This window comes from Caulobacter sp. UNC279MFTsu5.1 (assembly GCF_900114015.1).
GTDB lineage: Bacteria > Pseudomonadota > Alphaproteobacteria > Caulobacterales > Caulobacteraceae > Caulobacter.
On the sequence record NZ_FORN01000083.1, the window covers coordinates 1 to 11,350 of the forward strand.

8 protein-coding genes and 1 pseudogene are annotated in these 11,350 nt (G+C 68.9%); 3 read left to right on the forward strand and 6 right to left on the reverse strand.

The genetic code is table 11. The features are described 5' to 3' along the window. Positions 1-72: 72 nt before the first annotated feature. Positions 73-149, reverse strand: a pseudogene (locus tag BM066_RS27440) (hypothetical protein); the annotation flags it as partial. A 518-nt stretch (positions 150-667) separates the two neighbouring features. Next, entirely contained in the window at positions 668-1,894 is a 1,227-nt protein-coding gene (locus BM066_RS25290) for a reverse transcriptase domain-containing protein (protein WP_089931165.1), read from the reverse strand. A gap of 188 nt (positions 1,895-2,082) precedes the next feature. On the opposite strand from BM066_RS25290, the gene BM066_RS26240 reads away from it, so the two are divergent. Beyond that, positions 2,083-2,280, forward strand: a complete 198-nt coding sequence (locus tag BM066_RS26240; protein ID WP_143093821.1) for a hypothetical protein — start codon at positions 2,083-2,085, stop codon at positions 2,278-2,280. Between the two features lie 152 nt (positions 2,281-2,432). On the opposite strand, the gene mutL is transcribed toward BM066_RS26240, so the two are convergent. Then, positions 2,433-4,421 (reverse strand): DNA mismatch repair endonuclease MutL, encoded by a 1,989-nt coding sequence (mutL, locus tag BM066_RS25295; RefSeq protein ID WP_089931167.1) that lies wholly within the window; start codon positions 4,419-4,421, stop codon positions 2,433-2,435. 139 nt (positions 4,422-4,560) lie between these two features. On the opposite strand from mutL, the gene BM066_RS25300 reads away from it, so the two are divergent. Beyond that, positions 4,561-5,553 carry a TraB/GumN family protein gene (locus BM066_RS25300; protein WP_255367722.1) on the forward strand — a complete coding sequence of 331 codons (993 nt, stop codon included), beginning with the start codon at positions 4,561-4,563 and terminating at the stop codon, positions 5,551-5,553. 111 nt (positions 5,554-5,664) lie between these two features. Next, a complete protein-coding gene (locus BM066_RS25305) occupies positions 5,665-6,612 on the forward strand; it encodes a TraB/GumN family protein (protein ID WP_089931172.1) in 948 nt (315 codons plus the stop codon). Between the two features lie 167 nt (positions 6,613-6,779). Here the strand turns inward: BM066_RS25305 and BM066_RS25310 are convergent, their stop codons facing one another. From BM066_RS25310 to ileS, 3 genes are all read right to left on the reverse strand, one after another. Further along, on the reverse strand, positions 6,780-7,346 hold the full coding sequence (locus BM066_RS25310) for a DUF3035 domain-containing protein (protein ID WP_089931174.1): 567 nt from the start codon (positions 7,344-7,346) through the stop codon (positions 6,780-6,782). Positions 7,347-7,461: 115 nt separating this feature from the next. Beyond that, positions 7,462-7,971, reverse strand: a complete 510-nt coding sequence (gene lspA / locus BM066_RS25315) for a signal peptidase II (protein ID WP_089931176.1) — start codon at positions 7,969-7,971, stop codon at positions 7,462-7,464. A gap of 139 nt (positions 7,972-8,110) precedes the next feature. Further along, positions 8,111-11,035: an isoleucine--tRNA ligase gene (gene ileS, locus BM066_RS25320; RefSeq protein ID WP_089931178.1), complete on the reverse strand. Its 2,925-nt coding sequence runs from the start codon at positions 11,033-11,035 to the stop codon at positions 8,111-8,113. Positions 11,036-11,350: the final 315 nt, after the last annotated feature.

Below are 11,350 nucleotides of genomic sequence, written 5' to 3' on the forward strand. Positions count from 1 at the left end.
CGAGAAGACCCCGATGGGCGAGCTTACGTCCCTCGCCCTCTGTTTCAGTCGCTTCCCAGCCAAAGCCGCAAAGGACCCCGCTCGATCGCCCCCCGTCGCCGCATCGGTCGCTGGCCATGCGCCCTTTCCCCGCGACGAGGTGGGATCAGGATGCGGCCGGTCTGGAAGGGTGGGGACCAAATCGGGTCGAGAAAGTTCAGGGCGTTGAAATCGTGAGAGTTTGATCGCTATCCGCCGAGGATGGACGTCTTCTTGCCCCCTCTCCCAGAGGGAGAGGGAGGGGCCCAAGCGAAGCTTGGGAGGGTGAGGGGTTAAAACGTCGGACGGCGCGCCGGCGGGGCGTCGGTGGGAAAGCGGACAGGGTGAAACCTCTCACCCTCCCACCGCTTCGCGGCGGGCCCCTCCCTCTCTCCAAGAGAGAGGGTTCAAGCAGGGCCCTTTCCGGAAACACCCCTCCCGTCCTCCGCCCGCAGCGGCGAGGCCGCGCCTTGAAACCTTGGCTGCCAGCGTGCTCTGGGGACTGACCGAGTCAAGGACCGCCTCTGGCGGCCGCGTCGCGGCGGCGCGGCGCGCCGTCCTTGACTCGGTCAGTCCCCAGAGCTCCGATCCACCAAGGCTTTAAGGCGTGGCCGCATCCGGCGGGGCGGATGGGGACTATCGATAGTGCTCAGCGGTTCATGTCTCTCAACGTCAATTCTACCATGCGCTCAAGCCGGCGTACCTGACGTACGATTTGCTTGTTGCCCAGAACCTTCGCCGACCGTCGGGCATACGAGGAGAAGTTGCGGACGCCGACGGGCAAGAACCGCATGCGGACCTTCCTCGTGTAGACCTTTGTGGCTTTCCCGCCGGCTACAGCTTCTGCGCCAACCCTCGCGGTGTGACGCAGAGTGCGACGGGCCTTGCGCCATTGACGTGCAAGCGACCCGGGGCGGATCACCGCGCCGGTTGGGCAGATATTGAAGCCAAGATACTGTACTGTTTCCGGGGCAAGCGGATCAAACACCGCCCGATCCGTCTTATCGGCGGCGACCTCAAGCTTGAGCGAAGCAAGGCCATCGATGAGGGTCTTCGTAAGAGCGGCCTCGGACGCGGGGGGGCAGACGATCAGGATGTCATCCGAGTAGCGCTGGTAGAGGGCGCCCGCTGCGGTGCACGCGGCTGCGACCGCAACGTCTAGGTCCCACATGTAAAGGTTTGAGAAGGTGGCGCTGATTGGCGTCCCCTGCGGAATGCCCTTTCCTGGCGTCTTGCCAGGCAAAAGGGGGATGCCTTCACGAACCACCTCGGCGATCGTCGCCACGGGCTCGTGGGACTTCGACTTCAGCCGCGGCCCGATGGCCGCGTGGGCCTCCAGGTCAGCACGATGCACATGTCGGTATTTCGTGACGGCTTTGAAAACCGCATACCAATCGGCCGGCAGTTCGCCGCCTCCGAGTAGGTCGGCCAAACGTCGCTTCAAAATTTTATGGTCGAGGTTGTCGAAGAACCCGGTGACGTCGAAACAGATGATGACACAGGGCGCGTTGGCGCGGGCGAAAGCCAGCGCTCGGGCGGCGAAGTCGTAGTTGGACTTGCCGAGGCTGCGATAAGCGATGACCGCTTCGGATAGTCCCTCCTTCGCATACGCGATATCGAGTAGACGTGAGGTTTCTGCAGAATATCTGGACATTATGCACGCGTCACGATGGGATGCGTACATGATGTCTCGGTCCTTAAAGACCGTCTTTTTGTCCTTAGGTTTATACCGCTTCTGTTGTTTTACATATGAAATCAATGGAGACCAGGCATGTCGCTCCACGAACAGTGGTGACAGCACCTTGTTGGCGAAACGCTCACCGACCGGCGCGTCGAAGTGACGGTAACCACGGGGACGAAACCAAGTTGGCGGCATCCAACCTTCACCTCTTGCAGGGTCTGGGGGGGCGACTCTGACCCTGAGCCTCGCATCGCCGGACAAGTCCGTGACCGAACGCCCCCCAGACGCACGCCTCAATCCGTTAGTTCGTCCCGTCTCGCAGGCTCTTCCCAACGCGGGTCTTGAACGCAAGAGGCTATAGTGAAGCCGAGGAGGTCCGAACGATGAAGTCCGATGTCTCTTCTCTACAGGTCCGGCGAACCGAGGTGACCGAGGTCACGCTGGTGCGGCGGCGCGAGTATCGAGTTGACGTGCTCAACGACCTTACCGCACGGCCAATCCCGGCGGCGATCCGCACATGGTCAAGCCATCAGCCATCTGCAAGGTTCAGCTTGTGCAAGCGCGACCGTATGTCGCAGTGATGCAGCTTCCTTTATTTACCGATGGTCCGAGCGACGCATTGGTTCCTAAGCCGAAGCTGGAAAACCTCCGACAATCGGACGTTCCTCAGTTCGGCTAGAACTAAGCGAGGCACTAAGCGACAAGCAAAGCCGCAGCGGATCGAAAGCACCCCCTACCTTCTCCCAAACAACCGCTCAATATCCGCCAACTTCAGCTCCACATACGTCGGCCGCCCATGGTTGCACTGCCCCGAGTGCGGCGTGGCCTCCATCTCCCGCAGCAGGGCGTTCATCTCTACCGCGTTGAGCCGTCGCCCCGCCCGGACACTGCCGTGGCAGGCCATGGTGGAGCAGACCTCCTCCAGGCGCTCCTTGAGGGCCAGGGCCGCGCCGTTCTCGGCCAGGTCGTCGGCGATGTCGCGGACCAGGCCGGCGGCGTCGGTCTTACCCAGCAGGGCCGGGGTCTCGCGCACCAGCACCGCGCCGGGGCCGAAGCTCTCGACGACCAGGCCCAGGGCCGCCAGCTCCTCCGAGCGGGCGACGACGCGCTCGGCCTCGGCGGGGTCCAGCTCGACCACCTCGGGCAGCAGCAGGGCCTGGCGGGCGACGCCGCCGGCCGCCATCTCGCCCTTCATCCGCTCGTAGACCAGGCGCTCGTGGGCGGCGTGCTGGTCGACGATGACCACGCCGTCGCGGGTCTGGGCGACGATATAGGTCTCGTGCACCTGGGCCCGGGCCGCGCCCAGCGGGAAGTCGACCGGGTCGAAGGCCGGGGCGGGACCTTCGGCGGCGCCCGGATAGGCGCCCCCTGGATAAGCAATGGCCGGCGGGGCGTCGTAGCCGCCGTAGGCCGCCTCGCGCACCGCCTCGGCCACCCCGCCGCCGCCCCCGCCAAATCCGCCACCAAAGGCCTCGGCGCGGGTGGCGTAGGCTTCCTCCGGCGCGGCCTCGTAGCGGGCCGAGACGTCCGACAGGCCCGGCAGCACCTGGGGCGCGGGCCGCGTCCAGCCGCCCGCCCGCCAGGCCGAGAAGCCGGCGGGCGAGGGGCCGGGCTGGTAACCGCTATATCCCGCGCCGGGCGGGACCATCGACTGCGCCCGGATGGCGTCCAGCGCGCTGGCCGCCGTGGTGGTCGAGGCGCGGTGGCCGGCCCCGGCCAGGGCGTGGCGCAGGGCCCCGACGATCAGGCCGCGCACCAGGGCCGGGTCGCGGAACCGCACCTCGGCCTTGGCCGGGTGGACGTTGACGTCGACCTCGGCGGCGTCGAGGCTGATATAGAGCGCCGCCGTCGGGTGGCGGTCGCGCGCGAGAAAGTCGGCATAGGCCGCGCGCAGGGCGCCCTGCAGCAGCCGGTCGCGCACCGGCCGGCCGTTGACGAACAGGTACTGGTGGGCGGCGTTGCCGCGGTTGTAGGTCGGCAGGCCGGCGAAGCCCGTCAGCCGCACGCCGTCGCGGGTCTGGTCGATCTCGATGGCGTTGTCCTGGAAGTCGCGGCCCAGCACGGCCGACAGCCGGGCCAGGCGCCCCTGCGGTCCGGGATGCTCGGGCGGCAGGCGGATGACGCGGCGGCCGTCGATGTCCAGCGAAAAGCCGACGCTCTCGTTGGCCATGGCCTGGCGCTTGATCTCCTCGGTGATGGCCAGGGCCTCGGCCCGTTCGGACTTCATGAACTTCAGCCGCGCCGGGGTGGCGTAGAACAGGTCGCGGACCTCGATCCGCGCCCCGTGGTCGCCGGCGAAGGCGGCGGGGGCGACGTCGCCGACGCTGCCGCCCTCGACCAGGATCGACCAGGCGTCGCTCGCCCCCTTGGCGCGCGAGGCGATGGACAGCCGCGCCACCGAGCCGATCGACGGCAGGGCCTCGCCCCGGAAGCCCATGGTGTGGATGCGCAGCAGGTCCCACAGGCCGTCGGCGTCGGGGGCCAGCTTGGAGGTGGCGTGGCGCTCGATGGCCACCGGCAGCTCTTCCGCCGACAGGCCGCAGCCGTCGTCGGCCACCAGGATGCGGGTCAGGCCGCCGCCGTGGGCCTCGACCTCGATCCGCGTGGCGCCGGCGTCGATGGCGTTGTCGACCAGCTCCTTGATGGCGCTGGCCGGCCGCTCGACCACCTCGCCGGCGGCGATGCGGTTGACGGTCTCGGGCGGCAGGCGGCGGATCGGCATGGCGGGCGGACTTTCGGCGCGGACCGCGCGAGGGCCCGCATTGCAGCATGGTAATTTGACCGGCCCAGCTTGGGCCCTTCCAAGTGGGGAAGGCCGATCATCCTAGATCGATTCCGCCCGCCTTCGAGGACCGTACATAGTGATCAAACACCGCCTTGCCGCCTGCGCCGCCCTGTTTGGTCTGCTCGCCGCCTCGTCGGCCCTGGCCCAGCAGGCCGTCGACGCCTCCGGCCCGATCGACCTGCGCCAGGTCGACCCCGAGGCCAACATGGTCGAGGAACTGGTGGTCAACGCCCGCCTGCCGGGGCCGGCCTGGTGGAAGGTCAGCGACGCCGACACCACGGTCTATGTGCTGGGCGTGCCGGCCATGGTCCCCAACGACCTGAAGGTCGACGACTCGGTGTTCCGGCGGCGGATCGACGGGGCCAACGTGCTGATCATGGGCCAGGAGGCCGAGGTCAGCGTGCCGCGCCTGCTGATGCTGGTGATGGGCGGCAAGCGCTACTTCATCCAGGATCGGCCGATGCGCGACACCCTGCCGCCGGCCCTGCGCACCCGGCTGGAGGCCCGGCTGGCGGCGATGAAGGAAAAGCCCGACAGCATGGACGAGGTGAAGCCCGCCTTCGCCGGCTTCCTGGTCGCCAATTCGCAGGACGGCAACGTGTCGATCAGCCTGGGCGGGGTCACCGACAAGATCCGTCAGATCGCCAAGGACAAGGCCATCGCCAAGCGCCCGCGCATCCAGGACCTGTCCGGCTACAGCCTGATCGACGCCGTCAAGACCCTGGGCGGCGCGCCCCAGCCGCTGCAGGAGCTGTGCCTGGACGCGGGCCTGCGCCAGGCCGAGAGCGGCGAGGGCGGGATCAAGGTCACGGCCGAGCGCTGGGCGCGGGGCGAGGTGCGGGCCGTGGTGGCGGCCGACCGCGGCTTCTCGCGCTGCCTGGCCTCGACCCCGTCCATCGCCCGCGAGCTGCGCGACGGCCAGGCCGATGCGGTCAAGGCGATCTCGGCGGCCCTGAAGACCCCCGGCAAGGCGGTGGCGGTGATCGAGCTGCGCTCCCTGCTGGCCGAGGGCGGGGTGCTGGAGCAGCTGAAGGCCAAGGGCTTCACGGTGGAGACGCCGGGGGCGTGATTCCGCTGGACGCCCCCTTCAACGGTCGTCATTCCCGCCCTTGTGGCGGGAATGACGGCTGTAAGGTTGGTGATAGGTGTGTAGGTCGACGAGATCGACTCGGAGGCCCGCATGCGGCGACTAGCGATTCTGGCGACGGCCGCCGGCCTTCTGGCCGCCGCCCCCGCCCGCGCCCAGACCGCCCCCGCCCTCGACGACCCCGAGGCCAATGTCGTCGAGGAACTGGTGGTCGCCGCCAAGCTGCCCGGTCCGGCCTGGTGGCGGATCTCGGACGGCGACACCACGATCCACATGCTTGGCGTGCTGCAGGCCCTGCCGCACGGCCAGGCCTGGGACACCGGCGTGCTGGACCGCCGGCTGGACGGCGCCTTCGCAGTGATCCTGCCGCCGGAGGGCAAGGCCGGGATCGGCGACCTGCCGGCCGCCCTGGCCCTGCGCGGCAAGCTGAAGTCGACCACGCCGCTGGACGCCGCCGTCGGCGGCCTGGCTCCCAAGCTGGCGCGCGCCCGGGCCGTCCTGGGCAAGAAGGCCGACGCCTACGAGGGCTGGAGCCCGCTGGGGGCGGGGATCATGATGGCCGGTGACTACCGCAAGTCGGTGCGGCTGGAGACGGCCGAGCCGGAGCGCACGATCGGCCGCCTGGCTCGCAAGCATCGGGTCAAGGTCCGGCCGGCCGCCACCTACAAGGTCATGCCGCTGATCAAGACGGCGGTGCGCGGGCACTCGCGCGAGGCGGGGCTGATCTGCCTGGAGGGCGTGCTGGACGAGGTCAACGCCGGGCCCGAGGCCGCCAGCGCCGCCGCCCGGGCCTGGGCGCGGGGCGACGTGCGCGGGGCGATCGCCGGCCCGCGCAACTTCCAGCGCTGCCTGCTGGCCCTGCCCGGCATGGCCGACCTGGAGCGCAAGGGGACGCGCGACGAGGTCGAGGCCCTGAGCGCGGCGATGAACACGCCAGGGCATGCGGTGGCGGTCTACGGGATCCGCGGGCTGGTGGCGCGGGACGGGGTGCTGGACCAGATGCGGGCGCGCGGGTTCGAGGTCTCGACGCCGGGGGAGTGAGGCTCCCCAACTTGTCCCCACCCGGCGGCTTCTCCGCCTGTCGCGATCGTCTTACCCCTCTGGGGGAAGACGATCGCGAAGCGATCCGTAGGGGGCTTCGCTGCGCAAAACAAAAGGCCCGGAAGCTTCCGCTTCCGGGCCTTTTCAAAGGTCGGATCAGGCCCGGCCTACAGCCCCGGCAGCTTGATCTTGCCCTGCTTCTCGCGGGTGATGATGATCGTGCCGTTGCCGGTCAGGGCCTTGAGGCGGGCCTCTTCGGCGGCGGCGTCGACGGTGACGGATTCGGTGGCGCCGGTCTCGGCGGCGGTCGGGGCGGCGGTCTTGTCGCCCTTCTTCCAGAACATCACCTTGCTGGCGAAGCTCTCGTCCTTGTGGGCCAGGTCGCCGTTCTCGTCGTCGACGACGAAGCGGATCAGCGGGTCGGCCTTGTCGACGCCGGCCTTGGAGACCAGCAGCTTCTCGCCGTCCGAGCGGCCGGCGGCGTTGCTCTGGCCGATCAGGGCCTGGCGGGCGGCGCTTTCGGGCTGCAGTTCCTGCGGGCGGGGCTCGCCGGGGGCCGGCGGACGCAGGCTGTAGTCGGGCGGCACCACCAGCGGGGCCTTGGTGACGACGCGGAACTCGTCCGGAACGACCTTGCTCATGCCCAGCGCCTTCGACGCGGACTGGCAGCCGGCCAGGCTCGTGGCGGCCACGGCGGCCAAGGCGCCCAGGGTCGCGACCCGATAGAAACTCATGAAACCTGCTCCACCGGCCCCCCGGGCCGAAATTTCGGACGCTCTCGATACGACATCCGAGGCCGGGCGCCAATCTTCCTTGAGATCGTGGCTACGTTAGGGCGCTCGTGTCGCGCTACAGCCCGTGGCCGTCGGGATTGGCCAGCTTTTTCTCCTCCGACAGGAAGCTGTCCAGCAGCAACAGGCAGACCCCGATCGTGATCCCCGAGTCGGCGACGTTGAACACCCACGGGAAGTGCAGCCGCGAGACGTCGATGAAGTCGACGACATAGCCGTAGCGGATGCGGTCGATCAGGTTGTTGCCGAACGCCCCGCCGATGATCAGGCCGATCCCCGCCGCCATCAGCGGCTTGACCGCCTTGCGCGCCCAGACCGCCAGGCCCACGACCACGGCGGCCGAGAAGATGGTCAGCAGCCAGCGGCTGAGCTCGGAGCCGCGGAACAGGCCGAAGCTCATGCCGAAATTGTGCACCAGGGTCAGGTAGAACGGCCCGACGACCGGCTGGCTGGCCCCAGGCTCCGTGCCCAGCGTGGCCAGGATCCAGGCCTTGCTGATCTGGTCCAGCACGATGGTGACGATCGCGATGGCGTAGGCGGTCCAGCCGAGGCGGGTGATCTTGAGCATTCTTGGTCCTTAAGCCGCGCGTTCAAGACTGTCATCCCGGACAAGCGCGTAGCGCGCCGATCCGGGACCGGACCTAAGCGCTGAGCTCAGGCGTCGGTCCCGGGTCTTCGCTTCGCTACGCCCGGGATGACAATCCGATTCAGTTGGAAGCGGCATGGTGCTTGTCCCACCAAGCCACCGCTTCGGCGTCGCGCAGGGACAGCTCCGGATAGCGCGGATCGGTTCCGACCTCCGGCAGGATGCGCCACGAGCGGGCGCACTTCTTGCCTTCGGCCAGCGGGACCTCGACGGCCACGCCCTTGACCTCGTCCAGGGCGAAGGCGCCCGCCGCCGCGCCAGCGACCAGGGTCGCCTGGCTGGTGCGGAACACCTCGGCCGCATCGACGCCGTCGAAGGCGGCCAGCAGGTCGGCGTCGGCGATGTGCACCACCGGCGCCGCCTCCAGGGCCGATCCGATCCGCTTCTCGCGGCGCTCGACCTCCAGGGCCGCGGTGACCACCGAGGTCACGGTCTCGACCTTGGCCCAGCGCGCGGCCTCGGCGTCGTTGCGCCAGGCGGCCGGCGTCTCCGGCATCACCCGCAGCACATTGCTGCCGGCGTCGGGGAAGCGGGTGGTCCAGGCCTCTTCCATGGTGAAACTGGTCAGGGGCGACAGCCACACCGTCAGGCGCTCGAACACATGGTCCAGCACCGTGCGATAGGCCCGGCGGCGCAGGGCCGTGGGCGCGTCGCAATAGAGGCTGTCCTTGCGGATGTCGAAGAACAGGGCCGACAGGTCGCCCTGGCAGAAGTCGATCAGCGGCCGGATCACGTCGCTGAAGCGATAGGCCTCGTAGGCGGCCTTCACCTGGCCGTCCAGCTCCCACAGCCGGTGCAGGACGTACTTCTCCAGCGGCGGGAAGTCGGCGTAGTCGGTGACGCGCTCGGCCTCGTCGAAGCCGGCCAGGGCGCCCAGCAGGTAGCGGGTGGTGTTGCGCAGCTTGCGATAGGCGTCGGTGGTGGTGGCCAGGATGGTCTTGCCGATCCGCTGATCTTCCGAATAGTCGACCATCGCCGCCCACAGCCGCAGGATTTCGGCGCCGCTCTCCTTGGTGATGGTCTGGGGCTCGACGGTGTTGCCCTTGGACTTGGACATCTTCTCGCCGTTCTCGTCCTGGGTGAACCCGTGGGTGAGAACCGCCTTGTACGGCGCGCGGCCGCGCGTGCCGCAGCTTTCCAGAAGCGACGACTGGAACCAGCCGCGGTGCTGGTCGGAGCCTTCCAGGTAGAGGTCGGCGGGCGAGCGGCTGTCGTTGCGGCCTTCCAGCGTGAAGGCGTGGGTGCTGCCGCTGTCGAACCAGACGTCGAGGATGTCGACGACCTTCTCGAAGCGCGAGGCGTCGTGGTCGCCCAGGAAGTCGGCGTCGGGGCGCTCGAACCAGGCGTCGCTGCCGCCCTCTTCGATGATGGCGAGGATGCGGGCGTTGACCTCCGGATCGATCAGCGGCTGGCCGGTCTCCTTGTCGACGAACATGGCCAGGGGCGTGCCCCAGGCGCGCTGGCGGCTGATCAGCCAGTCGGGCCGCGTCTCGACCATGGCCCCGATGCGGTTGCGGCCGGCCTCGGGGTGGAAGGCGGTGGCGGCCAGGGCCTGGACCGCGGTCTCGCGCAGGGTCCTGCCGTCCAGGGCCTCGACCGCGTGGTCCATGCGGATGAACCACTGCGGGGTGTTGCGGAAGATCACCGGGGCCTTGGAGCGCCAGCTGTGCGGATAGCTGTGCTCGACGCGGCCGCGCGCCAGCAGCGCGCCGGCCTCGATCAGCTTGTCCATCACCGCGCCGTTGGCCGGACCGAACTTGCCGACCTTCTTGCCCTCGGTCTCGATGACCTTCAGACCGCCGAATAGCGGCACGTGCGGGTAGTAGGCGCCGTCGGGATCGACGGTGTCGGGGATCTCGCGATGGCCGTGGGCCAGCCACACCTGGTAGTCGTCGGCCCCGTGACCCGGAGCGGTGTGGACGAAGCCGGTGCCGGCCTCGTCGGTGACGTGGTCGCCGGCCAGCATCGGCACGGCGAAGCCGTAATGGCTGTCGAGATCGGCCAGCGGGTGGGCCAGGACCATGCCCTCGCAGTCGACGCGCTCGACCTTGCGCCAGGCGGCGACCTTGGCGGCCTTCATGACTTCGTCGACCAGCTTCTCGGCGATGATCAGCCGGTCGCCGGGCGCCGACCAGGGCGCGAACTCCAGGCCCTCCTCCAGGGCGGTGACCTCGAAGGCGGCGTAGGCGATGTCGGGATTGTAGGAGACCGCGCGATTGGCCGGCAGGGTCCAGGGCGTGGTCGTCCAGATCACCACCTTGGCGCCGAGGGCGGCGTCCGAGCCCTCGACGACCGGGAACTTCACCCACACCGTCGGGCTGACGTGGTCATGGTACTCGATCTCGGCGTCGGCCAGGGCCGTGCGCTCGACCGGGCTCCACATCACCGGCTTCGAGCCGCGATAGAGCTGGCCGCTGGTGGCGAACTTGTGGAACTCGGCGACGATGGTGGCCTCGGACGCATAGTCCATGGTGGCGTAGCGGTTCCACCAGTCGCCCAGCACGCCCAGGCGCTGGAACTCGACCTTCTGGGCCTCGATCCAGCCGGCGGCGTATTCGCGGCAGCGCTTGCGGAACTCGGCGGCCGGCACCTCGTCCTTGCGGCGGCCCTTGCCGCGGAACTCCTCCTCGATCTTCCACTCGATCGGCAGGCCGTGGCAGTCCCAGCCGGGCACGTAGTCGACGTCGTAGCCCAGGGCGAAGCGCGAGCGGACCACGAAGTCCTTCAGCGTCTTGTTCAGGGCGTGGCCGATGTGGATGGCGCCGTTGGCGTAGGGCGGGCCGTCGTGCAGCACGAACAGGGGGGCGCCGGCGGCCTGGCGGGCGGCGCGCACGGCGCCGTAAAGGCCCTTGTCCGACAGGGCCGCCCAGCCCTCCAGGATCTCGGGCTCCTTCTTGGGCAGGCCGCCGCGCATCGGGAACGGGGTGTCGGGAAGGAAGACGGTTTCGCGGTAGTCGCGGGCGGTCGTCGTGGCGTCGTCGGCCATGGGAGAGCTATCCAGCTTGGAATGTTCGGAAGGAGAGTGCGGGGTCATCGTCCCGGCGCGCGCTGGATCGATCGTCCGGCGGCGTCACGCCGGGCGGTTAATTCGCGGGGTTTTCCGAACCAAAGGCATGGGCGGGGGATAGCAGAGGCGAAGGGGAGGGGCAAACGTCTGGTCAGCTCTTTGCTTCCGACGCCCAACAAAGGTTGTCATCCCGGAAAGCGCGCAGCGCTTGTCCGGGATCCAGGGGCGGCTGCACCGCCTTGGCCCGGTCCCCTGGATCCCGGACAGCCCCTGCGGGGCTTCCGGGATGACAAC